The 24,505-nt window shown below is 70.0% G+C and carries 24 protein-coding genes; 17 read left to right on the top strand and 7 right to left on the bottom strand.

The window, feature by feature from the left end; translation table 11 throughout:
• The first annotated feature begins 292 nt into the window (after positions 1–292).
• Both JDV09_RS03145 and JDV09_RS03140 read left to right on the top strand, forming a co-directional pair.
• Positions 293–943 (top strand): MBL fold metallo-hydrolase, encoded by a 651-nt coding sequence (locus tag JDV09_RS03145; protein ID WP_221367651.1) that lies wholly within the window; start codon positions 293–295, stop codon positions 941–943.
• A gap of 15 nt (positions 944–958) precedes the next feature.
• Entirely contained in the window at positions 959–1,834 is an 876-nt protein-coding gene (locus JDV09_RS03140; protein WP_221367650.1) for an LLM class F420-dependent oxidoreductase, read from the top strand.
• 4 nt (positions 1,835–1,838) lie between these two features.
• Here the strand turns inward: JDV09_RS03140 and JDV09_RS03135 are convergent, their stop codons facing one another.
• Positions 1,839–2,825 (bottom strand): phosphotransferase enzyme family protein, encoded by a 987-nt coding sequence (locus JDV09_RS03135; RefSeq protein WP_221367649.1) that lies wholly within the window; start codon positions 2,823–2,825, stop codon positions 1,839–1,841.
• Positions 2,826–2,871: 46 nt separating this feature from the next.
• On the opposite strand from JDV09_RS03135, the gene JDV09_RS03130 reads away from it, so the two are divergent.
• From JDV09_RS03130 to JDV09_RS03120, 3 genes are read left to right on the top strand one after another with little or no spacing between them, the layout of a single operon-like run.
• The gene (locus JDV09_RS03130; RefSeq protein ID WP_255604744.1) at positions 2,872–4,194 is read left to right on the top strand and encodes an aspartate aminotransferase family protein; all 1,323 of its coding nucleotides are present in this window, start codon (positions 2,872–2,874) and stop codon (positions 4,192–4,194) included.
• A gap of 5 nt (positions 4,195–4,199) precedes the next feature.
• The gene (gene gluQRS / locus JDV09_RS03125) at positions 4,200–5,096 is read left to right on the top strand and encodes a tRNA glutamyl-Q(34) synthetase GluQRS (protein ID WP_221367648.1); all 897 of its coding nucleotides are present in this window, start codon (positions 4,200–4,202) and stop codon (positions 5,094–5,096) included.
• 13 nt (positions 5,097–5,109) lie between these two features.
• The gene (locus tag JDV09_RS03120) at positions 5,110–6,483 is read left to right on the top strand and encodes a flavin monoamine oxidase family protein (RefSeq protein WP_221367647.1); all 1,374 of its coding nucleotides are present in this window, start codon (positions 5,110–5,112) and stop codon (positions 6,481–6,483) included.
• A gap of 3 nt (positions 6,484–6,486) precedes the next feature.
• Here JDV09_RS03120 and JDV09_RS03115 read toward each other — a convergent pair whose 3' ends face one another.
• Both JDV09_RS03115 and tgt read right to left on the bottom strand, forming a co-directional pair.
• Entirely contained in the window at positions 6,487–7,737 is a 1,251-nt protein-coding gene (locus JDV09_RS03115; protein ID WP_221367646.1) for a cytochrome P450, read from the bottom strand.
• Between the two features lie 34 nt (positions 7,738–7,771).
• A complete protein-coding gene (gene tgt, locus JDV09_RS03110; protein ID WP_221367645.1) occupies positions 7,772–9,046 on the bottom strand; it encodes a tRNA guanosine(34) transglycosylase Tgt in 1,275 nt (424 codons plus the stop codon).
• A 17-nt stretch (positions 9,047–9,063) separates the two neighbouring features.
• Here tgt and JDV09_RS03105 point away from each other — a divergent pair, with 17 nt between their 5' ends.
• Entirely contained in the window at positions 9,064–9,498 is a 435-nt protein-coding gene (locus JDV09_RS03105) for a lipoprotein LpqH (RefSeq protein ID WP_221367644.1), read from the top strand.
• Between the two features lie 126 nt (positions 9,499–9,624).
• Positions 9,625–10,095 (top strand): lipoprotein LpqH, encoded by a 471-nt coding sequence (locus JDV09_RS03100; RefSeq protein ID WP_221367643.1) that lies wholly within the window; start codon positions 9,625–9,627, stop codon positions 10,093–10,095.
• A gap of 19 nt (positions 10,096–10,114) precedes the next feature.
• Here JDV09_RS03100 and JDV09_RS03095 read toward each other — a convergent pair whose 3' ends face one another.
• Complete coding sequence (locus JDV09_RS03095; RefSeq protein WP_221367642.1) at positions 10,115–10,459, bottom strand: DUF732 domain-containing protein; 345 nt, start codon at positions 10,457–10,459, stop codon at positions 10,115–10,117.
• A 91-nt stretch (positions 10,460–10,550) separates the two neighbouring features.
• On the opposite strand from JDV09_RS03095, the gene JDV09_RS03090 reads away from it, so the two are divergent.
• Positions 10,551–10,934, top strand: a complete 384-nt coding sequence (locus JDV09_RS03090; protein ID WP_221367641.1) for a hypothetical protein — start codon at positions 10,551–10,553, stop codon at positions 10,932–10,934.
• On the opposite strand, the gene JDV09_RS03085 is transcribed toward JDV09_RS03090, so the two are convergent.
• Positions 10,925–11,947, bottom strand: a complete 1,023-nt coding sequence (locus JDV09_RS03085) for an NAD(P)H-dependent amine dehydrogenase family protein (RefSeq protein WP_221367666.1) — start codon at positions 11,945–11,947, stop codon at positions 10,925–10,927. The genes JDV09_RS03090 and JDV09_RS03085 overlap by 10 nt on opposite strands.
• A 72-nt stretch (positions 11,948–12,019) precedes the next feature.
• Between JDV09_RS03085 and JDV09_RS03080 the strand changes: the two genes are divergently transcribed.
• Positions 12,020–12,937, top strand: coding sequence for an NAD(P)H-dependent flavin oxidoreductase (locus JDV09_RS03080; RefSeq protein WP_221367640.1), 918 nt, complete (start codon positions 12,020–12,022; stop codon positions 12,935–12,937).
• Between the two features lie 39 nt (positions 12,938–12,976).
• Positions 12,977–13,267, top strand: coding sequence for a hypothetical protein (locus JDV09_RS03075; protein WP_221367639.1), 291 nt, complete (start codon positions 12,977–12,979; stop codon positions 13,265–13,267).
• 100 nt (positions 13,268–13,367) lie between these two features.
• Here the strand turns inward: JDV09_RS03075 and JDV09_RS03070 are convergent, their stop codons facing one another.
• Both JDV09_RS03070 and JDV09_RS03065 read right to left on the bottom strand, forming a co-directional pair.
• Positions 13,368–14,126: a DeoR/GlpR family DNA-binding transcription regulator gene (locus JDV09_RS03070; RefSeq protein WP_221367638.1), complete on the bottom strand. Its 759-nt coding sequence runs from the start codon at positions 14,124–14,126 to the stop codon at positions 13,368–13,370.
• A 24-nt stretch (positions 14,127–14,150) separates the two neighbouring features.
• Complete coding sequence (locus JDV09_RS03065) at positions 14,151–16,151, bottom strand: PTS mannitol transporter subunit IICBA (RefSeq protein ID WP_221367637.1); 2,001 nt, start codon at positions 16,149–16,151, stop codon at positions 14,151–14,153.
• Between the two features lie 190 nt (positions 16,152–16,341).
• Between JDV09_RS03065 and JDV09_RS03060 the strand changes: the two genes are divergently transcribed.
• The 7 genes from JDV09_RS03060 (at position 16,342) to JDV09_RS03030 (ending at position 24,505) form a co-directional block, all read left to right on the top strand.
• The gene (locus tag JDV09_RS03060) at positions 16,342–17,427 is read left to right on the top strand and encodes a zinc-dependent dehydrogenase (protein WP_221367636.1); all 1,086 of its coding nucleotides are present in this window, start codon (positions 16,342–16,344) and stop codon (positions 17,425–17,427) included.
• A 93-nt stretch (positions 17,428–17,520) separates the two neighbouring features.
• On the top strand, positions 17,521–20,064 hold the full coding sequence (locus tag JDV09_RS03055; protein ID WP_221367635.1) for a DEAD/DEAH box helicase: 2,544 nt from the start codon (positions 17,521–17,523) through the stop codon (positions 20,062–20,064).
• A 160-nt stretch (positions 20,065–20,224) separates the two neighbouring features.
• Entirely contained in the window at positions 20,225–21,166 is a 942-nt protein-coding gene (locus JDV09_RS03050) for a universal stress protein (RefSeq protein WP_308123981.1), read from the top strand.
• Positions 21,167–21,215: 49 nt separating this feature from the next.
• Positions 21,216–21,677: a hypothetical protein gene (locus tag JDV09_RS03045; protein WP_221367633.1), complete on the top strand. Its 462-nt coding sequence runs from the start codon at positions 21,216–21,218 to the stop codon at positions 21,675–21,677.
• Positions 21,674–22,597 carry a hypothetical protein gene (locus JDV09_RS03040; RefSeq protein ID WP_221367632.1) on the top strand — a complete coding sequence of 308 codons (924 nt, stop codon included), beginning with the start codon at positions 21,674–21,676 and terminating at the stop codon, positions 22,595–22,597. The genes JDV09_RS03045 and JDV09_RS03040 overlap by 4 nt, the downstream gene beginning before the upstream one ends.
• A complete protein-coding gene (locus tag JDV09_RS03035; protein WP_255604743.1) occupies positions 22,584–24,083 on the top strand; it encodes a V-type ATPase 116kDa subunit family protein in 1,500 nt (499 codons plus the stop codon). The genes JDV09_RS03040 and JDV09_RS03035 overlap by 14 nt, the downstream gene beginning before the upstream one ends.
• Entirely contained in the window at positions 24,077–24,505 is a 429-nt protein-coding gene (locus tag JDV09_RS03030; RefSeq protein ID WP_221367631.1) for an ATP synthase subunit C, read from the top strand. The genes JDV09_RS03035 and JDV09_RS03030 overlap by 7 nt, the downstream gene beginning before the upstream one ends.

Here is a 24,505-nt window from a genome sequence, read left to right as displayed (position 1 = left end):
CGGGCGCTGGCACGGCGGTGCCATTCGGCCAGTGCGGCGAACTTGCGGGCCTCCGCGGAGGCGGCCGCGCGCGCCCAGCCCGAGATCGCGTCGATCAGCTCGGCATCGGAGGCGTCGGTGACCGCGGCCGGACCCGGAAGCGAACCATCGAACATACGTGCGACGCTACCCGGCTCCGGTGACCATACCCCGCGGCCGGCAGACCACCCACACCCAGGCTGTGGATGAAACCGCGATTGGGGATAACTGACCCCCTTGACCTCAACAATCGTTCAGGTTGCAGGCTCGAAACATGCGACAAGTACTGAAAGACCTCTGGGAGACCCGGCCCGACAGCCCGTTCCCCGGCCTGACCACCCACGCCTACCTCTGGACGCCGACCCGGGCGCTGTTCTACGCACCGGCCACCGACGCCGATTTCGATCAGATCGAAGGCGCCGGCGGCATCGCCCACCACTACCTGTCCCACCGGGACGAGGCCGGGCCGATGCTCAAACGCATTGCCCAGCGGTTCGGTTCGACGCTGCACGCGCCCGCCGCCGAACGTGCGGAGATCGGCGTCCACCACCCGGTCGACGTCCCACTGAGCATCCGGCGCACCGACACGAACCACGTCGAGGTCATCCCGACCCCCGGCCACACCCCGGGCAGCACGTGCTACCTGGTGTCCGGCGCCGAGGGCCGGTACCTGTTCACCGGCGACACGATGGGCCGCGGTCCCGACGGCGGGTGGTGGGCCGGCTACATCGAGGGCATGAGCGACAGGGCCGCGCTGGCCGACAGCCTCACGCTGCTCGCAGAGTTGGAACCCGACGTCGTGATCTCCAGCGCATTCCAGGGCGACAGCGCGGTACATCGCATCGCCCCGGGCGGCTGGCAGGATCACGTTGCGCAGGCCAGATACGGCCTTTTCACACCGGCCTGGAATGGCCCTGGTTACTGACGCCTTGCAGCGGACATGGACTTCGGAATTCACGTACCGGTCTTCGACATCGACGGTGGCACCACGGCGATACCACCTGAGCTCGCGCGGGTCGGCACCGCGGCGGAGCAAGCCGGCGCCACCTGGCTGTCGTTCATGGACCACTTCTTCCAGATCGAGCCGACCGGGCTGCCCGCCGAGGCCAACATGCTCGAGGGCTACACCACGCTGGGCTACCTCGCCGCCCACACGTCGACGGTCAGCCTCGGGCTGCTGGTCACCGGCGTGACCTACCGCCACCCGGGGCTGCTCGCCAAGATCGTGACGACACTGGACGTGCTTTCCGGCGGACGCGCCGTGCTCGGCATCGGCGCCGCCTGGTTCGAGCGTGAGCACCACGGCCTCGGGGTGCCGTACCCACCGCTGGCCGAACGGTTCGAACGGCTCGAGGAGGCCCTGCAGATCTGCAACCAGATGTGGGATCCGGACAACAACGGCCCCTACACCGGCGCGCACTACCGGCTCGCGGAGACGCTGTGCAATCCGCAGCCGATCAACCGGCCCAAGGTGATGATCGGCGGTAGCGGGGAACGCAAGACACTGCGCCTGGTCGCGCGGTACGGCGACGCGTGCAACCTGTTCGCGAGTTCCCCGGACGACGTCGTGCACAAGCTCGACGTGCTGCGCCGACACTGCGACGACGCCGGACGCGACTACGACGCCATCCGCAAGACCGTGCTGGCCAACAATCCCCGGCCGACCCCGCAGACTCGTGACGAGTTCGTCACCCAGATGGCCGACTACGCAAGACTCGGCATCGACACCGCGATCGCCACTCCGACCACGGGTGCGCCCGCGGCGTGGATCGACGGGATGGCACCCGCGGTGAAACAGCTGGCCGAGCTCGGTTGAGGCCCTACTCGTAGCGCATCCAGCTCCGGTCGCTCAGATAGCGCTCGGCCAGTTCGACGGTGCCCACGGCGAACCCGTCGGTGAACGCGATCGCGGCGTCGGCGTCGGCGTGCGAGGCCACCCACGCGGTCAGCATCATCCGGCGCAGCATCACGAACGTCGGGATCATCCCCACATGGCCGGCCGGTATCGCGCGGACCTCGCGGTAGCCGCGCAGCCAGTCGACGATCATCCGCTCGGCCTCCGGGGTGTCCTCGATGAACGACACCACCGCGCCGAGATCGGCCAGATGCCAGGACCAGCCGCAGTCGTCGAAGTCGATGACGGTGATCCCGGCCGACTCGCCGATCATCAGATTGGCCATCCGCAGATCGGCATGGATCAGCCCGAACCGGTCGGGTCCCTGCCCGAACTCCGTCAGCGACGCCGCGACCGCCGAGGCCGCACGTTCCACCACGGCCACCCCGTCCCGGGTCAGGCCGGGGGCCTCCCGCCAGTTGCCCCACCGGGCGTGCGGGCCGAGCGTCGCCTCGACATCCCACCGGAACCGGGTGAAGTAGTCCGGCGCGGTCCACCGCTCGACGTGGTCGTGCATGTGCGCGCTGAGCCGGCCGAGCTCGTCGAATCCGACCGCCTCCGGGTTCTCCTCGGCGGTGCAGCCTGCGATGAACGTCACCGCGTCGACGTGCAGCATGCCGTCCCCCACCACGGCCGCCACCACGTCCGAGCCGTCGGCGGCGGGGATCAGCTCGGGGGTTGCCACCTCGGTTTCGGTGCGCAGCGCGGCCATCCAGTCCAGCTCGGAGCGGATCGCGTCCAGTGAGTGGTAGCCGGGCCGGTGCACCCGCAGCACCATCGGCGCGTCGCCGCCCACCAGGTAGGTGGCGTTCTCCGACAGACTGAGCAGGCGCAACTCCGCGTCGGGGCGATGCCCGTAGGCGGGCAGCGCGGCGCGGGCGTAGTTCTCGTGGTCGGGCGGCAGTCCGGACATCTGCACAAGTCTGAACGAGCACCCGCGATACAGCAGACTGGGGTCGATGTCATTTTCCAAGGCCTTCTCGAACATCATGGACTCCAACAGCTACCGGCCCGGCGCCGCCGACGGCGCCGAGCCGCTGATCGCCGCGCGCCAGCGACTGCTCGGCCCGGCCAACCGGCTGTTCTACCAGCGGCCGGTGCACATCGTGCGCGGCCTCGGCGCGCACCTGTACGACGCCGACGGGCTCGAATACCTCGACGGCTACAACAACGTCGCCAGCGTCGGACACTGCGAACCCCGGGTGACCGAGGCGGTGACCCGCCAGATGGCCACGCTGAACACCCACACCCGATACCTGCACGGCGGAATCGTGGACTACTCCGAGCGGCTGCTGGCGACCATGCCCGGCGCCCTGGACCAGGTGATGTACGCATGCACCGGATCCGAGGCCAACGACCTGGCCCTGCGGGTGGCCGAGACGTTCACCGGTGCGCGCGGTGTCGTCATCACCGCCGATGCCTACCACGGGAACACAGCTGCGGTGACCGCGATCTCGCCGTCGCTGGGCGGGGCGACGACGATCGGCGATCACGTCCGCACGGTGGCGCCGCCGGACAGCTACCGGGTGCCCGCCGGCGAGCTCGCCGAGCGCTTCGCCGCCGACGTGGCCCGCGCCGCCGACGAGCTAAAAGCGGCCGGGCACGGGGTCAGCGCGCTGGTCCTCGACACCATCTTCTCCTCCGACGGCGTGTACGCCACGCCCGACGTGCTGGGCCCGGCGGTCGACGTGGTGCGGGGGCACGGCGGGGTGTTCCTGGCCGACGAGGTGCAGCCCGGCTTCGCCAGGACCGGCGACACCACGTGGGGATTCCAGCGCCATCACGTCACACCCGACCTGGTCACGATGGGCAAGCCGATGGGCAACGGACTACCGGTGGCCGCGATGGTGGGCCGCTCGGAGGTGATCGCCCCGTTCGCGACCGGGGTGCCGTACTTCAACACCTTCGCCGGCAATCCGGTGTCGATGGCGGCGGCCTGGGCGGTGCTCGACGTCATCGCCGACGACGGCCTGCTGGGCAACGCCCGCGACGTCGGGGCCGCGCTGCGCGAGGGCGTCTCCGCGATCGGCGATCCGCGCATCGGCGACGTCCGCGGTTCGGGCCTCTACATCGGCGTCGAGATCTCCGACCCCGAGACCGGGACACCCGACCGGACCACCGCACGCCGGCTGGTCAACGAACTACGGGAGCGACGGGTGCTGATCTCGGTCTGCGGCAGCGAGGGCCAGGTGCTCAAGATCCGCCCGCCGCTGGTGTTCTCCCCTTCCGACGTGGACTGGTTCTGCTCGGCGCTGACCGACGTGCTGGCCCTACTAGCCTGAACCGCGTGACGATCCCGCCCGGCGCAGGCAGGTTCGCGCCGAGCCCGTCGGCGGATCTGCACATCGGCAACCTGCGCACCGCCGTGCTGGCGTGGCTGTTCGCCCGTGCCACCGGCCGGCGGTTCCTGATGCGGGTCGAGGACCTCGATGACCGCACCCACGGCGACATCGCCGAACGCCAGCTCGCCGACCTCGCGGCGCTGGGCCTGACCTGGGACGAACCGGCCGCCTGGCAGACCAGCCATCCCGAGCGTTACGACAGCGTCGTCGACGACCTCGCCGGCCGCGGGCTGCTGTTCGAATGTTATTGCACCAGAAGGGATATCGCTGCGGCGCCGCGGGCCCCGCACGCCCCGCAGGGGGCCTATCCGGGGACCTGCCGCGAGTTGACCGACGAGCAACGCGCCCAACGCGGGCGCGAGACCGGGCGCCCCCCGGCGTTGCGGTTACGCACCGACACCACCGAGTACACCGTGCGTGACCTGCTGCACGGCGACTACACCGGCCTGGTCGACGACTTCGTGGTGCGCCGCGGCGACGGGGTGCCCGCCTACAACCTGGCGGTGGTGGTCGACGACGCCGCCTCCGGGATCGACCAGGTGGTCCGCGGGGACGACCTGCTGGCGTCGTCGCCCCGGCAGGCCTACCTGGCGCGGCTGCTGGGCCATCCGGAACCGGTGTACGCCCATGTGCCGCTGGTGCTCAACGGCGACGGAGCCCGGCTGGCCAAACGCGACGGCGCGGTGACGCTGGCCGAGATCGGCGTGGCCGATGCGCTGCGCCTGATCGCCGATTCACTGGGCTACTCGGCACACTCGGTCGACGGGATGCTCGGCGAGTTCGACCCGGCCCGGTTGCCGCGCTCCCCCTGGATATTCCGGCCGGACGCCCCGGTGCCGTGAGACAGTGGCCGCCATGGCAACTGCAGCGACCCATGAGGCGGACGTCGTCATCGTCGGCGCCGGGATCTCCGGGCTGATCGCCGCCCGCACGGTGCTCGCGGCCGGCCTGACCCCGCTGGTGCTGGAGGCCGACCAGCGCGTCGGCGGCCGGATCCTGACCGAGGAGGTGGCACCGGGACTACCGGTGGAGCTGGGCGCGCAGTGGATCGGCGACACCCATCACCGGATGTTCGCCCTGGCCGAGGAACTCGGTGTGCAGACCTACCCGCAGTACGATCAGGGCGAGACGTCGTATCAGCTGGTCGGCTCGGGTGTGTTGCGGGAGAACGAGTTTCACGCCCGGTTCCGCGGCGAGCTGGCCGAGCTGGAGAAAGTGTTCCGGCTGCTCGACGAGCTCGCCGCCGAGGTGCCGCCGGATGCCCCGTGGCGGGCCCCGCGCGCCGCGGAATGGGACGCCATCACCGCGGGCGCCTGGTATGACGGGCAGGGCCTTTCGCCGGTGGCCCGCACGCTACTGGAGATCTGCACGGTCGGGATCCTCGCGGTACCCACCGTCGAGGTGTCGTTCCTGCACCTGCTCTTCACGATCCAGACCTGCGGGGTCACCTCCGAGCTGTTCGCCGAATCCGAGGGCGGCGCCCAGACCACCCGCTTCGTCGGCGGCACCGGCGAGATCCCGAACCGGCTGGCCGCGCTGATCGCCGACCATCTCGTTCTCGACGCACCCGTGTTGCTCATCGAGCACGGCCCGGACAGGGTGAGCGTGCACTGCCGCGGCGGCGTGGTCGCGCACGGCCGCCGGGTGATCGTCACGCTGTCACCGACGCTGGCGGGCCGCATCATGTACGACCCGCCGCTTCCCGGTGTGCGGGATCAGCTCACCCAGCGCACACCGAACGCGTCGGCGATGAAGGCGTTCTTCGTCTACGACGAACCGTTCTGGCGGGCGGACGGCCTCAACGGCCAGCTGATCTCCGACGTCGGGCCGGCCCGGATGTCCAACGACACCTGCATACCCGGCGACGACCACGGGGTGATCCTGCTCTTCCTGGAGGGCGAGCAGGCCCGCACCTACGGCCGGCTGCCGACCGACGAGCGACGGGCGGCGTTGACGGCTGAGCTGGTGCGCCACTTCGGCGACCGGGCGGCCCGGCCGGAGTTCTACGTCGACGGCGAGTGGGCCGACCGGCAGTGGACCCGCGGCTGTTACAACGCCAACTGCGGGCCGCTGGTGTGGACCAGCTACGGTTCGGCGCTGTCCGCGCCGATCGGCGCCATCCACTGGGCCGGCACGGACACCGCCACCCACTGGAGCGCCTACATGGAGGGCGCGGTCGAGGCGGGCGAGCGTGCCGCACAGGCGGTCATCGCCGAACTCGCCGGCTGACCGTCACAGCGCCAGCTGCAGCTCCGCCATGCCGCGCAGCGTGACGTTCTGTTTGTATGTCGGCTCGGCGGCCGGCTCGGCGTCCGGAAAGCGCGACACCAGTGCGGTGAGCGCGACGGTGGCCTCCAGCCGGGCCAGCGGCGCGCCGAGGCAGAAGTGCGGGCCCTTGCCGAACCCGAGGTGCCGGATGGTTTCGCGGTCCGGGTCGAACTCGTCGGGCCGGTCGGCCAGCTGGGGGTCGCGGTGCGCCGCGGCCAGCAGCAGTAACATGTTGTCGCCCTTGGGGATCGACACGCCGCCCGTGCCGTTTCCCCCGTCGCTTCGCTCGCCCCCGATCGTCATGTCCTCCCCCGCGATCCGGCCGACCAGCTGCACCGGCGGGTCGTAGCGCAGCGTCTCCTCGATCACCGGGCCGACCCGGCCCGGATCGGCGGCCAGGGCCGCCCACTGCTGCGGGTGCCGCAGCAGCGCCAGCGTCGCATTGGCGATCAGGTTGACCGTCGTCTCGTGGCCCGCGATCAGCAGCAGGTTGCACGTCGCGACGATCTCCTCCTCGGTGAGTTGGTCACCGGACTCTTCGACGTGGATCAGCCCCGACATCAGGTCCTCGCCCGGGTCGCGTCGCCGGCGGGCGATCAGCCCGCGCAGATACTCGCGCAGCCACAGCCCCGCCTCGATGCGCTCCTCGAACCCGTCGCCGGCCGAGCCCGTGACGCTGACGAACGGGTCCAGCGACTGGGCCAGCAGCGCCGAGGCCGCGCTGAACTGCGGCTCGTCCTCCAGCGGAACACCGAGCAGCCGGCAGATCACCGCGACCGGCAGCGGGTAGGCCAGCCCGCTGATCACCTCGAAGCCGCCGTCGGCGTCGCGCAGCAGCGAATCCACCAGCGCGGCGATGTCGGGTTCGAGCGCCCTGATCACCTTGGGCACGAACGCCTTACTGACCAGTCGGCGCAGCCGGGTGTGGTCGGGCGGATCGAGGAACAGGAAGCCCGGCTCGCCGAATGGGCGGGCCGCGGCACCGTCGGCAACCATCCGCTGGGCGACGGTCGACTTCAGCCGGTCGGAACACGAGGCCGGGTGCGTGAGCACCTCCTCGCAGTGCGCGAAGGAGGAGAATACGGTCAGGTTGTTCTCCGGCAGCTGCACCGGGCCGTGCTCGCGGATCCGCCGGTAGTACGGATACGGATCGGCCCGGTGGGCCGGGTCGAGCACCTGAAGCAGCAGTGACTGCGGTTCGGCGGCGGTCGTCATGCTCTTATTGTGCACGCGTCTAAGACGTTGCAGGTCAGGCTTTCGCGGAGTAGTACCGGCCCAGCACGTGCTCGCGCAGTTCGTCGAACCGGCCCGCCGCCAGCGCAACCCGGATGTCGTCGACCAGCCGGATGACGAACCGTTCGTTGTGGATCGTGCACAGCGTCGAGGCCAGGATCTCCTTGGCCTTGAACAGGTGGTGCAGATAGGCCCGGGTGTAGTGGGCACAGGTGTAGCAGTCGCACTCGTCGTCGATCGGGGTGAAGTCGCGCCGGTAGCGCGACCCGTTGATGTTGTACCGGCCGGTCGCCGAGTACACCGCGGCGTTGCGCGCGACCCGCGACGGCGACACACAGTCGAAGGTGTCCGCACCGGCCTCGACCGCGGCGAACAGATCGTCGGGTTCGCTGATGCCCAGCAGGTGCCGGGGCCTGTCCGGGGGCAGCTCACTGCTGACCCAGCCGACGATGGTGGCCAGGTTCTGTTTCTCCAGCGCACCACCGATGCCGTAGCCGTCGAACTCGAGTCCCTCCGCAGGCCCCGGAGCCGATCCGATGTCCCGCAGACCGCGGGCCGCCTGCCTGCGCAGGTCCTCGTACTGCGCGCCCTGCACCACGCCGAACAGCGCCTGGCGCGGCTGGTCGGTTCGTAGCTCCGAGAGCCGGCGGTGCTCGACCAGGCAGCGCTCCGCCCACTCATGGGTGCGCTGCACCGACCGCTCCTGATAGCCGCGCGTGTTGACCAGCGTGGTCAGCTCGTCGAAAGCGAAGATGATGTCGGCGCCGAGCTGATGCTGGATCCCGATCGACACCTCGGGCGTGAAACGGTGCTTCGAACCGTTGAGGTGCGACCGGAACGTGACCCCGTCGTCGTCGACGTGGGCGAGGCGTTCCTTGCCCTCGGCGATGATGTCGTCGGCCTGCACCCGGTTGGCGTCCATCGCCAGCACCTTGCGGAAGCCCGCGCCCAACGAGAGCACCTGGAATCCGCCGCTGTCGGTGAAAGTCGGCCCCCGCCAGTTCATGAACCTGCCGAGGCCGCCGGCCGCCTCGACGACGTCGGGCCCCGGCTGCAGGTAGAGGTGGTAGGCATTGGCCAGAATCGCCTGTGCGCCAAGCTCTCTCATCGACTCGGGGAGCACGGCTTTGACGCTGGCCTGGGTGCCGACCGCGATGAACGCCGGGGTGCGGATCCGGCCGTGCGGGGTGTGGATGACCCCGGTGCGGCCGGGCCGGCCGGGAAGTTCGGCTTCGACGGTGAAGAAGGGCTCCCCCGAATCGCTCAGACCAGGACTATTCGGTGCTGCCACGCCGTAGATTCTGCACTGTGAACAGAGCGTGGGCTGTCGCCGCAGCGGTACTGGCCGTCGCGGGGTGCTCGTCGTCGCCGCCGCCGGAGTTCCAGCCGCCGCCGGGTGCGCTCGTCCCGGGCACCGCTCAGATGACGGTGAACGGCCGGGACGCCGGCACCACCCAGTCGGTCCAGTGCAACACCATCGGGCCGTTGACCATGATCAGCACCGGCGATCAGGCCTCCGGCCTGACGGCGATGGTGTCCAACCGCGAGGACCTGGTGGTACGCAATCTGGGCATCAACGACCTGGGCGGCTTCACCGGCAGCTACAACCAGGGGCTGGGCGGCGAGGCGAACGTGTCGATGACCGGACGCACCTACGACATCAACGGAACCGCAGAAGGCTTCGACACCGACAACCCGAGCTTCCGCACCACGGGGACCTTCCAGGTCAAGATCGCCTGCTGACCGGACAGCGACCTATCAGCAAATCCCGATTTTCGCGGAATCGGCCTCGGCGCGGCGAACCGGCCAACCATACTGCTGGAGATGATCCGCCGAACCGGCGATCACACGACACGAAGGAGAGCCGTGATGAAGGGTTCAGCCCGCGGAATCGCCGTTGCCATCGGTGGCGCGGCGGTGGTCATCGCCGGTCTGTCGGGGTGTTCCTCGGACGACAAGTCGTCGACGTCGGGAGACACGTCGACGGCCGCGGCGGCCGAGGGGACGAGCACCGTGACCATCGACGGTCAAGATCAGAACGTCGAGGGCACCGTCGTGTGCAGCACGATGGGCGGCAACGTGAACATCGCGATCGGCGATGCGACCACCGGCATCGGTGCGGTGGTGTCCGAGGGTGACTCACCCAGCGTCGTGTCGGTGGGGCTGGGCAACGTCAACGGCGTCACGCTCGGTTACCAGAGCGGGGTCAACCAGGAAGAGGCCACCGTCGAGAAGGACGGCAGCACCTACAAGATCTCCGGCACCGCGACGGGCGTCGACATGGCCAACCCGCTGCAGCCGGTGACCAAGCCGTTCGAGATCCAGGTCAGCTGCCCCTGAGCGGCGGTCAGGTAGGGGATCAGGTGGGGATGTAGCCCGCGGCCGACTGCCGCAACTGCCAGATCTGCGCGGGGCACAGTTCGTTGACGGCCTGGTTGATCAGGTAGGCGCCCTGGTAGTAGTCGGTGGTGTGGAAGTCGGCCTTCACCTGGTCGACAAGCTCGGTGTAGCTCATCTGCGAGGCCACCCGCGCGCAGATGCTCTGCCCGTAGCCGAGCGCGGCCTCGGCGTTGGGGAAGTTGTAACCGGGCCGGACGTGGACGTTGACCAGGTACGCCACGGTGTCGGCGTTCGCCGGGGCGGCGGCGAGCAGCGCAGCCCCCGACAACAGGCCTGCCGACAACACGCCCACCAGTGTCTTCATGGGATCAGACCCTACGCCCGACCGGACCTCGGCGGGGCAATGCGGGCAAACCGTGCTCGCACCGGGGGGCAACCCACCTAGGCTGAGCGCCATGAAGCGGATTGCCGTGGTCGCGATCGCCGGTGGTCTTCTCGCTGCGCCCTGGATGGCGTTCGGCCCCGGAACGGGTGCCGCCGGCGCACAGCCGAACACCTGCGACGGTGCGGCCTGCGTTCCGTTCGTCGACCACACGGCCCAGCTCGGTGCGGAGTGCAACCAGCGGACCCGCTACAACTTCGGCACGGATGCGGCGGGCAACACCCTGCAATGCAACGCGAAGCGGCAGTGGGTGTCGGTCGCCCCGTTGGTCGGTGTGCGGTTGCTTCGCTCGCCGTGCGAAAACAGCACGGGCTCCGCGCAGACCCCGGACGGAGTGCCGTTGTCGTGCGACGGCGGCGCGTGGAGCGCCGACTACTCGGTGGCCACCTACGGCTGACGCCGGAACCCCGACCGGCTGCGGATCAACGGCAGCGACGCAGCGGTCGCGAAGCCCGGCGGCGCCGCACACACCGCGGGCACCGCGTTGAGGACCTGCATCGCAGTCGCCACGTTCGCCGATCTCACGTGTTCGGCCATGCCGGCGCGGCGACTGAAGCTGGCCAGCGCGACAAAGTGGGTTCGCATCGACGGGTCGCCCTCGATCGTCAGGGTCCATCCGTGTTCGGGCGCCGGCCAGTGGCCGGGGTACTCGCCGCCGACCGTCCACAGCGTCTCGATCTCGACGAGCACCTCCCCGCCCCGCCGCCCGGTCCAGTTCCACCGTTGCCCGGCCGTGGTCCCGGCCGCCAGCGTGTGGTCGAAGATCCGGTGGTCGGCCTCGGCCGCGACGGCCTCGACCGTGGCCGTCACCTCCTCGAGGCCGGCCCCCAGCGCGTCGGCGATGAACCACACCTGTTCGGTGAAGATCGCGCTGTTGAACGCCAGGAAGTCGGTGGCGTCGGGACTGATCGACTCGACGGGCCGGCCGAAGCCCATGTTGTCGAACGTGATCCCGGTGCTCTCGTAGACCGACCAGTCGGCGCGCTCCTGCAGCGCGATCCGGTCGATCGTGCGGCTCATGCCCGACAGCGCCAGCGGCAGCACGGCCGACAGATTTCCGGGGTTCAGCCCGCTGCCGTGCACTGTGGCGCCACCGGCCTCGCAGGCGGCCAGCACGCGGTCCCGGTCGACCGGGTTCATCCGCCGCGGATGGAACATGAACGCGGTGGTGGCCACGTTCTTGCCGGACGCCAGCAGCGCGCACACGTCGTCGACGCGGGCGGTGCGCGGCGTGTACAGCACGCAGTCGGCGTCCAGATCCAGGATCGCCTGCACGTCGGTGGTGGCGGCCACGCCGACGGGATCGCGCCCGACGAGCGTGCCGAGATCGACCCCGTCCTTCTCGTCGGTGTAGACCCTGGCCCCCACCAGCCGCAGATCGTGCTGTAGGTCGAGGATCGTGTGGACCATCTCGGTCCCGATCGCCCCTGTCCCCCACTGGATCACCCGGTACACACCGGCGAACGTAGCAAGATTGCGGACGTGACCAATCGTGTTCAGGAACTGCTCGGCGTCGAGTTCCCCGTCGTGCAGGCGCCGATGACCTTCATCGCGCGCGCGGAGTTGGCCGCGGCGGTGTCCGAGGGCGGCGGGCTCGGCATGATCGAGACGCTCACCGCCGAGGGCAGGGCGGACCTGCGCCGGGTGCGTGGGCTCACCGACCGTCCGGTGGCGGCCAACCTGATGATCCAGGGCTGGAAGCGCGACCCGACGATCGTCGACGTGCTCGCCGAGGCCGGGGTTCGGCACGTGTTCACCTCGGCCGGCGACCCGGCGCTGTTCGCCGCCCGGCTGCACGACGCGGGCATGACCGTCGTGCACGTCGTCGGGTCGTTGAAGGGCGCGCAGAAGGCCGCCGATGCCGGGGTCGACGCACTGGTCGTCGAGGGGGTGGAGGGCGGCGGTTTCAAGTCGGCGCTGGGCGCCTCGACGATGGTGCTGCTGCCGCTGGTCGCCGAACGCGTCGGGCTGCCGATCATCAGCGCCGGCGGCATCTGCGACGCCCGGTCGGCGGCCGCGGCGGTGCTGCTCGGCGCCGAGGGGGTGCAGATGGGAACCCGCATGCTGGCCAGCGAGGAGGCCGGTGTGCACGCCGGCTTCAAGAACGCGATCGTGTCCGCCGACGACGCCGGCACCGTGCTGCTGGACATCCCGGGCAACCCGACCATGCGGGTGCTGCGCGTGGGTCTGGCGGCACGCATCGCCGAGGAGGACACCGGGGCGGAGCTGCTGGGCCGGGTCACCGAGCTGTACTTCGGCGGCGACATGGATGCCAGCGTCGCCAACACCGGCCAGGTGTCCTCGCGGATCACCGGGGTACGCCCGGCGGCCGAGATCGTCCGTGACACCTGGTGCGGGATCGAGGCGGTGTTGTCGCAGGCGCGGGCGCGGCTGGGATGACCGGCCAGGGCGCTCCGCAGACGATGGCACACTCGGGGCATGAGCGACTACGACGACGGTGGACCCGACAACACCCTGGGCCCCAGTGAATCGCTGGATTCCGACGAGGTGCGCAACGACGACGGCGACATCGTCGTCGACCCGCCCGACGAGTGGATCGACGCCGAGGAAGGTCAGACCCTCGACGAACGACTCGCCGCCGAGGTACCCGACGTGCTGTCACCGGCCGAACCGTCACGTGCCGCGACCGACCGTCACACCCTGGGGCAGATCGACGGCACGCCGGAGGACGGCGACTCGTTCTACACCGTCGCCGAGGGCGACGATTGAGGTCCGGTCGCCGAGGGCGACGATTGAGGTCCGGTCGCCGAGGGCGACGATTGAGGTCCGGTCGCCGAGGGCGACGATTGCGGCCCCGTCGCCGACGGCGTCAGGCCCGGACGACGACCGGCCCGAGCAATTCGTAACGCCGCGCCTCGGCGGCGGGCAGTTCCGAACCGGTGACGATCGATTCGAAGTCGGACACCGCCCCGAAGCGGCAGAAGCTGCTCTCCCCGAATTTCGAGTCCGCCGCCACCAGGATGGGGCGGCGCGCCACCCGCACCGCGGTGCTCTTCACCGCGGCGACCGCGGGGTCTGGGGTGGTGAGCCCGTGTTCCAGCGAGATTCCGTTGGTGCCGAGGAAGGCCACGTCGATCACCATGCCGGCGAGCATGTCCACCGCCCAGTGGCCCACCGTCGCCAGTGTCCGCCCGCGCATCCGCCCGCCGAGCAGCAGCACGGTGACCGAGCGGCTGTGCGCGAGCGCCTCGGCCGCCAGCAGCGACGACGTCACCACCGTCAGCTCCCGATCGGCCAGCCGTTCGGCGATCAACCGGGGGGTGAATCCCTCGTCCAGATAGACGGTTTCGGCACCGTGCAGCAGATCGGCTGCGGCGGCGGCGATCCGGTGCTTCTGCGCGAGGTCGACCTGGCTGCGGTATTCGACGCCCGACTCGAAGGCCGCCGTCTCCAGCGGCACCGCACCGCCGTGCACCCGTTTGAGCAGCCGACGACCCGCCAGCACCTTCAGGTCTCGCCGGATGGTCTCACTCGCGACATCGAGTTCGGTCGCGAGCGAGACCACCTCCACTCGCCCACGGGTGCGGGCGAATTCGACGATCCGGCTCTGGCGGGTGTCGGAATCCACTAGGCCACCGTACTTATCGAACGGCTAGCTGCCATTGGTGAGGATCGCCTTGACCTCCTCGGACGTCTGGGCTTCCCGGAGCCTGGCGACATCGTCGGGCTTGAGGAACACCTGGGCGATCTTGGTCAGCAACGCCATATGGTCCTTGCCCGCACCGGCGATCCCGACGACGAACTCGGCCGGCTTGCCGTTCCAGTCGATCGGCTCGGGGTAGCGCACGAAGGACAGTCCGGTATGCCTGATCGAGTCCTTGGCGTCGTTGGTGCCGTGCGGAATGGCCAGCCCGTTGCCCATGTAGGTCGAGATCGACTTCTCCCGCTCGTGCATGGCGTCGATGTAGGCGGGCTCGACCGCACCGGCGGAGACCAGCAGCTGACCGGCCTCGTCGATCGCGTCGTCGGCCGTCCTGGCCGACCCGCTCAGCACGATCGAGTCCAGAGTCAGCACCTCGTCGGCGGGCGCGTCGGCGGCCCCGTCGACGCCGTCGGGCTCGGCCGCCGTCGCGGCTTCTGCCTCGGCCGAACCGCCGCCGTTGGTCTGCGCGAGTTGCTCGACGATCTCGTCGTAGCGGGGGCTGCCCATGAAGTCGTCGACCGACACGTGGATCGCCGAACCGGTCCGTTGTCGGGCCCGCTCGGTCAGATCACGGTGCGAGACGACGAGGTCGTAGGTGTCGTTCAGGTTCGAGATCGCCGAGTTGGTGACCTTGATATCGCTGTAGCCGGCCTGCTTGATCTTCTTGCGCAGCACCGACGCACCCATCGCCGAGGAACCCATGCCGGCGTCGCAGGCGAACACGATGCTGTGGATGGGGCCCGCCAGAACTGCTCCAGGGGCGACCAGCGTCGAGGCCACGCTGGACTTCTTGCCCTTCATCGACTCCATCGACGCGGTGGCGGCGGCGAGGTCCTGCTCGTCGTCGGCCTTGTCGGTCTTCAGCAGCAGCGAGGCGACCGCGAACGACACCCCGGTGGCCCCGAGCACCGCCAGCGTCACGCCGATGAAGCTGTCGGCGGGGGTCTGGGCGTAGATCGCGATGATCGATCCCGGTGCGGCGGGGGCCCGCAGCCCGGACCCGAACAGCACGTTGATGAACACGCCGGTCATGCCGCCGAGGATGGTCGCGGCGATCAGCTTCGGCTTCATCAGCACGTACGGGAAGTAGATCTCGTGGATGCCGCCGAAGAACTGGATGACCGCGGCACCCGGCGCCGACGCCCGGGCGGCACCCTTGCCGAACACCATGAACGCCAGCAGCACACCCAGGCCGGGGCCGGGATTGGTCTCGAGCAGGAACAGGATGGACTTGCCCGTTTCCAGCGCCTGCGTGGTACCCAACGGGGTCAGCACACCGTGGTTGATGGCGTTGTTGAGGAACAGCACCTTGGCGGGCTCGATCAGCAGCGACGTCAGCGGCAGCAGATCGTTGTTGACCAGGAAGTCGACGACGTCGCCTGCGGCGCGGGTGATCGACGAGACGATGGGCCCGATGCCGAAGAAGCCGAAGGCCGCCAGGATCAACCCGAGGATGCCGGAGGAGAAGTTGTCGATCAGCATCTCGAAGCCCGGCTTGATCTTGCCGTCCCAGATCGAGTCGATCTTCTTCATCAACCAGCCGCCGAGCGGGCCCATGATCATGGCGCCCATGAACATCGGGATGTCCGAGCCGGTGACCACGCCCATCGTGGCGATGGCGCCGACCACGGCGCCGCGGGTGCCGTACACCATCCGGCCGCCGGTGTAGCCGATCAGGATCGGCAGCAGGTAGGTGATCATCGGGCCGACGATGCCGGCGCCCTCGTAGTCACCCCAGCCGCCGATCTGGGCCACCCAGCCGCCTGGGTCCCTCAATCCGCTGAAGATGCCGGTCAACCACCCGGCCTCGATGAACAGCGCGGTGATCAGGCCCCAGGCGATGAACGCGCCGATGTTGGGCATGACCATGTTGGACAGCGCGGTGCCGAGTTTCTGGATCCGCACCCGCGTGCCGGTCCGCGGCGATGCGTCCTGGGTAGTTGCTGACATTCACGTCCTCCGTTGTCCTGTTCCGGCAGGTGACGCCGGTCACATATGGTCATTAGACCGCACAAACGGGCATGAGTGCAAGCATTCGGTCAAAAATGGTCAGGATTTTTAGTGGTTTTATGCCCGTATCACCGATAGAGTGCTGGAGAGCACACCGATGCAGCGGTCGAATCGAGAGGAATCACCCACCATGAAGGCACTGCGCTTCTACGCCCCCGAAGACGTCCGCCTGGAGGACGTCCCCGAGCCGACATGCGCCCCCGACGAGGTCAAGCTGCGGGTCCGCAACTGTTCGACCTGCGGAACCGACGTCAAGATCTTCTACAACGGGCATCAGAACCTGACCCCGCCGCGGACCATCGGCCACGAGATCGCCGGCGAGATCGTCGAGGTCGGCGCCGAGGTGAACGCGCGCTACGGCAGCAACTGGCAGGAGGGCGACCGGGTCCAGGTGATCGCGGCCGTGCCGTGCGGCGAGTGCCACGAGTGCCACAAGGGCTGGATGGCGGTGTGCCAGAACCAGACCTCGATGGGCTATCAGTACGACGGCGGCTTCGCCGAGTACATGATCGTGCCCCGGCAGGTGCTCAAGGTCGACGGGCTGAACCGGATCCCCGACAACGTCGGCTTCGACGAGGCCTCGGCGGCCGAACCGTTCGCGTGTGCGATCAACGCGCAGGAACTGCTGGGCATCGAGGCGGGCGACACCGTCGTGGTGTTCGGCGCGGGCCCGATCGGCTGCATGCACATCCGGATCGCCCGCGGCGTGCACAACTGCGGGCCGATCTATCTGGTGGACGTCAACGCCGCCCGGCTGCAGATGTCCGCCGATGCGGTCTCGCCCGACGGGATCATCAACGGCGCCGAGGTCGACGTCGTCGAGAAGGTGATGGAGCTGACCGGTGGGCGTGGCGCCGACGTGGTGATCACCGCGACCGCCGCCAACGTCGCCCAGGAACAGGCGATCGCGATGGCCGCCCGCAACGGGCGCATCTCGTTCTTCGGCGGGCTGCCCAAGACCGATCCGACCATCACCTGCGACTCGAACGTCGTGCACTACCGCCAGCTGCACATCCACGGCGCCAACGGCTCCGCACCGGAACACAACAAGCGGGCGCTGCAGTACATCTCCACCGGACAGGTACCGGTCAAGGACCTGATCACCCGCCACATCCCACTGGAGAACGTGCTCGACGCGTTCCAGATCGTCAAGAACGGCGAGGCCATCAAGGTGACCGTGGAGCCGGTGCCGGCGCAGGTGGGCGCGGGGGTCTGAGCGCGCCGATTCTGAGCTTGTGCGCGAGATCTCCGACAATTCTCGAACACGAGTTCAGACTCGAGCCACGGGTGGGGCAGGCTGGTGGTCACGATGACCGCGACCACCGATCTGATCGACGACACCGGCGACCTGTCCGCCCTGCGTGACATCGCGGACGACCCCGACGAACTGTTCGCGTCGTTCGCGGCGTGGGCCGAATCCGCCGGGACCCCGCTGTACCCCGCCCAGGAGGAGGCGCTGATCGAGCTGGTCAGCGGCGCGAACGTCATCCTGGCCACCCCGACCGGCTCGGGAAAGTCGCTGGTGGCCACCGGCGCCGTCTACGCGGCGCTGGCCGGGGCGCGGCGCAGCTACTACACCGCGCCGATCAAGGCGCTGGTCAGCGAGAAGTTCTTCGCGCTGTGCGGGATCTTCGGGGCCGACAACGTCGGCATGCTGACCGGCGACGCCGCGGTCAACGCGGACGCCCCGATCATCGCGTGCACGGCCGAGGTGCTGGCGAACATCGCGCTGCGGGAGGGCGGCGGCGGCCGTTTTGGAAACGAACCCAGCCTGGTCGTGATGGACGAGTTCCACTTCTACGGCGACCCCGACCGCGGCTGGGCCTGGCAGGTGCCGCTGCTGGAGCTGCCGCGCGCCCAGTTCCTGCTGATGTCGGCCACCCTCGGCGACGTGAGCTTCCTGCGCGAGGACCTGACCCGGCGCACCGGCCGCCCGACCGAGCTGGTCGCCAACGCGCAACGGCCGGTGCCGCTGTTCTACTCCTATGCCACCACGCCGATGCACGAGACCATCCAGGAACTCATCGACACCGCCCAAACCCCGGTCTACGTCGTGCATTTCACCCAGGCCTCCGCCCTGGAGCGGGCCCAGGCGCTGATGAGCGTCAACGTGTGCACCAAGCAGGAGAAGGCCGCCATCGCCGAGCTGATCGGCGACTTCCGGTTCTCCACCGCGTTCGGTTCGACGCTGTCGCGGCTGGTCCGGCACGGCACTGGCGTCCATCACGCCGGGCTGCTGCCCAAGTACCGCCGGCTGGTGGAGCAACTGGCCCAGGCCGGTCTGCTGAAGGTGATCTGCGGTACCGACACGCTCGGGGTCGGCATCAACGTGCCGATCCGCACCGTGGTGTTCTCGGCCCTGTCGAAATACGACGGCACCCGCACCCGGCTGCTCAACGCCCGGGAGTTCCATCAGATCGCCGGCCGGGCCGGGCGGGCCGGCTACGACACCGCGGGCACCGTCGTGGTGCAGGCACCCGAGCACGAGGTGGCCAACCTCAAGCAGTTCGCCAAGGTCGCCGACGACCCGAAGAAGCGGCGGAAGCTGGTGCGCCGCAAGGCCCCCGAGGGCATGGTGCCGTGGAGCGAGGCCACCATGAAACGGTTGATCGAGGCCGAACCGGAGCGGCTGACCAGCAACATGCGGGTGTCCACGTCGATGATCCTGGACGTGGTGGACCGCCCCGGCGACCCGTTCGCCGCGATGCGCCGGCTGCTGACCGACAACCACGAACCGCGCAAACGCCAGCTCAAGCTCATCCGCGAGGCGGTCGGCATCGCCCGTTCGCTGCTGCAGGCCGGGGTGGTGGAACGGCTCGACCACCCCGACGCCGACGGCCGGCGCTACCGGCTGACCGTCGACCTGCCCTCGGGATTCGCGCTCTACCAGCCGTTGTCGACGTTCGCGCTGGCGGCCATCGATCTGCTCGATCCGGCCGCAGAAACGTATGCGCTGGACGTCGTTTCGGTCATCGAGTCGACCCTGGAGGACCCCCGCCAGATACTGGCCGCACAGTTGAACAAGGCCAGGGGCGAGGCCGTCGCACAGATGAAGGCCGACGGGATCGAGTACGACGAGCGCATCGAGTTGCTCGACGAGGTCAGCTACCCCAAGCCGCTCGAGGAGCTGCTTCGCCACGCGTACGCGGTCTATGTGCAGAGCAACCCGTGGGCCGCCGACGGGCGGCTCTCGCCCAAGTCGGTGGTGCGCGAGATGTGGGAGCGGGCCATGACCTTCCGCGAGTACGTCAGCGAATACGGGCTGACCCGCTCCGAGGGAGCGGTGCTGCGGTATCTGTCCGACGCGTTCAAGGCGCTGCGGTCCGGGGTGCCGGCCACCGCGCGCACCGAGGAACTCTCCGACATCGTCGAGTGGCTGGGTGAGCTGGTCCGCCAGGTCGACTCCAGCCTGCTCGACGAATGGGAGCAGCTCACCAACCCCGATCAGCCGGTCGACGCAACGCCGCAGGCGCGTCCGGTGACGGCCAACGAGCGCGCGTTCACCGCGATGGTCCGCAACGCGCTGTTCCGCCGGGTGCAGTTGTTCGCCCGGCGGCGCTGGGGCGAGCTCGGCGAGCTGGATGCCGGGTCGGGCTGGACCGCGCAGTGCTGGGAGGAACTCGGCGACGAGTACTTCGCCGAACACGACGACCTCGGCACCGGCGCCGACGCGCGCGGGCCGGCGCTGCTGGTCTTCGACCGTCGGCCCGGACTGTGGCGGGTGCGCCAAATCCTCGACGACCCGGCCGGCGACCACGACTGGGGGTTCGACGTGGAGGTGGACCTCGCCGACGCCGACGAGCGCGGCGACGTGGCGGTGCGCATGATCGGCGCGGGTCGGCTGGACGGGTGAACACGACTGGTCTCGCTGAGACTGCGCTCACGGCGGGGTCCACTCGCACGTCGTCGCCGTACACGCAGTCTCGATGCAATCCCTGTCAGCTCATGGCCCGCGCCCGGTTCGCACCGCAGAACAGACAACAGGGAATCCACACGGTGCCATAATGTTTGAAGTGACATCGAGTCCGACCAGCGGGTCTGAGATACCTGCCGACCCGGGCGGGGTCGGCATCGTCGTCGGCGTCGATGGATCCCGGGCCTCGGCCGCTGCGCTCGGTTGGGCCGCTCGAGACGCAGCGCTGCGGGGGGCCGCACTGACAATCGTGCACGCGGTGGAGCCGCTACCTCCGCCTTCAGCGGTCTGGGGGCCGGTACCGGTTCCTGCCGGATTCGCTGAATGGCGAGACAGCGAGGCTACCCAGATCGTTCAGGACGCGGCCGAGGTCGTCCGGCGCACCCTACCCGACTCGACCCCGGTGCCGGTGCGCACCGAGGTCGTCCACGGTGCGGCCGCCCCGGCACTCCTCGATCTGTCCAGCCGAGCGGACATGGTGGTGCTCGGATACAACGGGCAGGGCGCCATTCGCCAAACGTTGCTCGGATCGGTCACGGCGAGCCTGCTGCACCGGGCGGAGTGTCCCGTCGCCGCGGTTCACGGTGAGCAGTCGGCTTCCGCGTCACCGTCGCGGGCTCCTGTCCTCGTCGGCACCGACGGTTCGCCCACGTCCGAACTGGCCGCCGACATCGGTTTCGCCGAAGCGGCGTGGCGCGGCGTGGACCTCATCGCCCTGCACGCCTGGAGCGACCTCGCCGAACTGGGTCCGCCGGGAATGGGTTGGTCGCCGGCCGAGTGGCTGGACATCCATGACCGTGAGACCCACGCTCTGGCGCAGTGGCTGGAGCCGTGGCAGCAACGCCATCCCACCGTCACGGTTCGCCGCCTCGTGGTCAGCGGCAGGCCGGCTCGTCTTCTCGTCGAGAACTCCGCCTCGGCACAGCTCGTCGTGATCGGCAGCCGGGGCCGCGGTGGATTCGCGGGTCTGCTGCTGGGCTCGGTGAGCCGGGCCGTGGTCGATGCGGCCCCGACGCCGGTGATCGTCGCCCGGCCACGGTAGCCACGCGTTCGGGCTCGGGCGATAAACTCGACAGCGCAAGGGAGGGTGCATGCCGCAGTGGCGCGATTTCCTGGAACGTTTCCGCCCTTCCGGTGCACCGGGTGCGGCCGGCAAGCCCGGTATACCGGCAGATCGCGTCGGCGACGCCGCGGCCGAACTGGTTCCGCTGCTGCAGCTACTCGACGATGCGCAGGACGAAGCGGCCCGGATCCGCAGTGACGCCGCCGAACGTGCCGATGAAGTCCGCGGGACCGCCCGCCGGGAAGCCGATGCGATAGTGGCCCGCGCGCGGGCGGAGACCGAGCGGGTGCGGGCCGAGGCCGAAGCGGCCACCCGGAGCCGGGCGGCGGCGGCCCGAAGTGACCTCCGCGCCCGAACGGCGACCGAGATCGAGGAACTGCAGGCGCGGGTCGCCGAACGGATGCCCGGCCACGTCGACAAGGTGCTCACCGCGGCGCGGATGTGGCTCGACCAGTCGGCGCACCACCCGGTCGAGGCAACCGAGGGATGAGCGCGGGCTGGGTCGCGGGCAGCGTCCGGGCCAAGGGCCTGCTCAGCCGGCGGCTGGGCGCCGGGGGCACCCGAGCGATCGCCGGGCTGGGTTCACTGGCCGAGGCACAGCACGCGCTGGCCGACGGCCCGTACGGCCGGGGCATCGTGGTCGGCCAGAGCGCTGCCGACACCGAACACCTGGTCACCGCGACGCCGCTCTGGCAGTTGCGCGTGCTCGCGGGCTGGCTGCCGCGTGAGGGTGCCCGGGCGATCCGGTCGCTGGCTGCCGGTTTCGAGGCCGCCAACATCGTCTCGCATGCCCGCGCGCTGGCCGGCGCGCCGCCCGAGCCGCTGTTCGACCTGGGCGCCCTGGCCACGGCGTGGTTGCGGCTGCGCGAGACCTCGTCACTGTCGGAGTTGCGCCGCGCGCTGTCGCAGTCGCTGTGGGGTGACCCCGGCGGCGACGCACCCTCCGACATCGCCACCGGTGTCCAGGTCGCCTGGGCCGTGCGCGCCGCGACCACGGTGCCGGAAGCCGGCGGCTGGGCGGCCGGCGGGCTGGCCCTGCTGGTCGCTCGCCAGCACCTCCTGCACCGGCGGCAGTTGCGTGACGACGTGTCGGCGCACGCCGCCCGGGTGCTGGGAACGGCCGCCCTGGGGGCCGGCGACCTGACGTCGTTCGCCGCGGCGCTGCCGTCACGGGCCCGTTGGTCGGTCGCGGGCATCCAGGACGCCGGCGAATTGTGGCGGGGCGAGGCCAGGTGGTGGACCCGATTGGAACGCGACGGGTTCCAGCTGGTGGCGGGCACCGGTTTCGGCCGGGCCCGACCGGTCGGGACGGCGGCGGTGCTGGCCGCCGACGCCTGGCGGTGCCGGGCCGCGGTGCACCTCGCCGCGCGCGGCGGCGGACCGATGGAGGCCTACGATGCCCTCACCTGACCCGCCTGACCCGCCTGGCGGGCCCGTGCACCCGGAAGGGGCCCCGAGCCCGGCCCGGCGGCGGCGCTGGATGCCGGCGCAGATGCAGCGCGTCGCCCTGGTGGCCGTCGAGGACTCGCTGCGCGACGCGCTGGTGCGGGTGGCCGACGCCGGGACGGTCCAGCTCGACGAACCGGCCATCGACGAGGGCACCGCGCCCGGCGAAGCAGCTCAGGCCCTGCAACGGCTCGGCGTCCGCGGCGCACCGGAAGACGGCGACGCGCCGGCGAAACTGTCGGAGACGAGGCCGGATCTGCAAGCGTGGGAGCGCGACGGCCGCACCGACCTGTTGGCCGGCGAGGCGCAACTGCAGCGCTACGCCGCGGGTGCGGTGCGCCGTCGCGACGTCGCCGGGCTGGCCGGGTGGTGCGCCGCCGAGCAGGTCCCCGACCTGACCGCACGGCTGACGGACACCGGCGCCTCGGTGGTGCCGATGCCGCTGCCGCGGTCGATGGACCCGCCGACGCTGCTTTCCGGCGGCAGTGGTCTGCGCCGCGGCTTCGCTCAGCTGGTGCAGACCTACGGGACGGTGCCCTACCACGACGTCGACCCGTCCCTGTGGGCCGGCGTCGTGTATGTGGTCATGTTCGGGATGATGTTCGGCGACGTCGGCCACGGCCTGCTGCTGCTCGGCGGGGCGGCGATGATCGGGCTCGGCTGGATACCCCGGCTCGCCAAGCTGAAGCCGATGTGGAGCTTCGTGGCCGCGGCGGGCCTTGCCGCGACGGTCTTCGGCGCGCTGTACGGGGAGTTCTTCGGGCCCACCGGGGTGATTCCGGTGTTGTGGCTGGCGCCCCTGGAGGAACCGCTGCGCCTGCTGCTGGTCGCGTTGGCGGCAGGTGCGGTGCTGTTGGGCCTGTCGTACACCTTCGGCGCGGTGAATCGTTGGCGCGAAGGCGGTGTCAAGCTCGCGCTGTACGCGCCCTCCGGAATCGCCGGCGCCACGGTGTTCGTCGGCGCCGGGATCGCGGTCGCGGGTTTCGTCACCGGGCCGACGGCGTTGGTCATCGCCGGAGGGGTGGTCGCGGTGATCGGCGTCGCACTGGCCGTCGTCGGTCTGTACGCGGAGGCCGGCGGCGGCGGGTCGGCGGTGCTGCAGGCCGCCATAGGCGGGTTCGACCTGGTGGTGCGGCTGGGTTCCAATGTGGTGTCGTTCGCCCGACTGGCCGCGTTCGGAATGACCCACGCCGCGCTGGGCTGGGTAGTGTGGCGTGGCGTGCAGGCCTTGTGGCACAACGGTTGGGTGGGGGCACTCGCGGCGGTGGTCCTGTTCGTGGTGGGCAACGCCATCGCCTTCGCCCTCGAGGCGCTGGTAGCCGCCGTGCAGGCGCTGCGGCTCGAGTTCTACGAACTGTTCTCGCGGGTCTTCGTCGGCGAGGGCCGGGCTTTTCAGCCGTGGCGGATTCCCGTCGAACAAGTTGACCGATCGGAGACGTCGACATGCTGATGTGGATCATCGCGCTACCCGCATTGCTCAGTGGCTTCGCGGTGAGCCTGTTGTTGCTGCGCCGTCGCGGCCGGCTGGCGGTGCGGTTGTTCTGGACCGTCAATGCGGTGGTGGTGCTCGCCGGCATGGTGGTGCTCGCCGCGGCGCTCACCGCAGGTCCCGCCACCGCCGACGTCGTCGCCGCGGCCGGCGAGTCAGGCACATCGGCCGGCAACTGGGCGGCGTTGCTCGGTGCGGCGATCTCGGTGGCGGGCTCCTCGATCGGCGCGGCCATCGCGGTGGCCTACACCGGAGCGGCGGCCCTGGCGGCGCTGAGCGAACGACCCGAATTGTTCGGCCGCGCGATGGTGATCGTCGGCCTGGCCGAAGGGATCGCCATCTACGGCCTGGTGATCGCCATCATCCTGATCCAGCAGGCCTGA

The organism is Mycolicibacterium xanthum, assembly GCF_019710635.1.
Lineage (GTDB): Bacteria > Actinomycetota > Actinomycetes > Mycobacteriales > Mycobacteriaceae > Mycobacterium > Mycobacterium xanthum.
The sequence above is the reverse complement of the archived record's forward strand: the minus strand, read 5'-3'. Positions and strand labels throughout refer to the sequence as shown.

Coding starts and splice junctions, on each gene's coding strand:
- JDV09_RS03145 (WP_221367651.1), top strand. CDS start 293: ATGCGACAAGTACTGAAAGACCTCTGGGAGACCCGGCCCGACAGCCCG.
- JDV09_RS03140 (WP_221367650.1), top strand. CDS start 959: ATGGACTTCGGAATTCACGTACCGGTCTTCGACATCGACGGTGGCACC.
- JDV09_RS03135 (WP_221367649.1), bottom strand. CDS start 2,825: ATGTCCGGACTGCCGCCCGACCACGAGAACTACGCCCGCGCCGCGCTG.
- JDV09_RS03130 (WP_255604744.1), top strand. CDS start 2,872: ATGTCATTTTCCAAGGCCTTCTCGAACATCATGGACTCCAACAGCTAC.
- JDV09_RS03120 (WP_221367647.1), top strand. CDS start 5,110: ATGGCAACTGCAGCGACCCATGAGGCGGACGTCGTCATCGTCGGCGCC.
- JDV09_RS03115 (WP_221367646.1), bottom strand. CDS start 7,737: ATGACGACCGCCGCCGAACCGCAGTCACTGCTGCTTCAGGTGCTCGAC.
- JDV09_RS03100 (WP_221367643.1), top strand. CDS start 9,625: ATGAAGGGTTCAGCCCGCGGAATCGCCGTTGCCATCGGTGGCGCGGCG.
- JDV09_RS03095 (WP_221367642.1), bottom strand. CDS start 10,459: ATGAAGACACTGGTGGGCGTGTTGTCGGCAGGCCTGTTGTCGGGGGCT.
- JDV09_RS03090 (WP_221367641.1), top strand. CDS start 10,551: ATGAAGCGGATTGCCGTGGTCGCGATCGCCGGTGGTCTTCTCGCTGCG.
- JDV09_RS03085 (WP_221367666.1), bottom strand. CDS start 11,947: ATGGTCCACACGATCCTCGACCTACAGCACGATCTGCGGCTGGTGGGG.
- JDV09_RS03075 (WP_221367639.1), top strand. CDS start 12,977: ATGAGCGACTACGACGACGGTGGACCCGACAACACCCTGGGCCCCAGT.
- JDV09_RS03065 (WP_221367637.1), bottom strand. CDS start 16,151: ATGTCAGCAACTACCCAGGACGCATCGCCGCGGACCGGCACGCGGGTG.
- JDV09_RS03060 (WP_221367636.1), top strand. CDS start 16,342: ATGAAGGCACTGCGCTTCTACGCCCCCGAAGACGTCCGCCTGGAGGAC.
- JDV09_RS03055 (WP_221367635.1), top strand. CDS start 17,521: ATGACCGCGACCACCGATCTGATCGACGACACCGGCGACCTGTCCGCC.
- JDV09_RS03045 (WP_221367633.1), top strand. CDS start 21,216: ATGCCGCAGTGGCGCGATTTCCTGGAACGTTTCCGCCCTTCCGGTGCA.
- JDV09_RS03040 (WP_221367632.1), top strand. CDS start 21,674: ATGAGCGCGGGCTGGGTCGCGGGCAGCGTCCGGGCCAAGGGCCTGCTC.
- JDV09_RS03035 (WP_255604743.1), top strand. CDS start 22,584: ATGCCCTCACCTGACCCGCCTGACCCGCCTGGCGGGCCCGTGCACCCG.
- JDV09_RS03030 (WP_221367631.1), top strand. CDS start 24,077: ATGCTGATGTGGATCATCGCGCTACCCGCATTGCTCAGTGGCTTCGCG.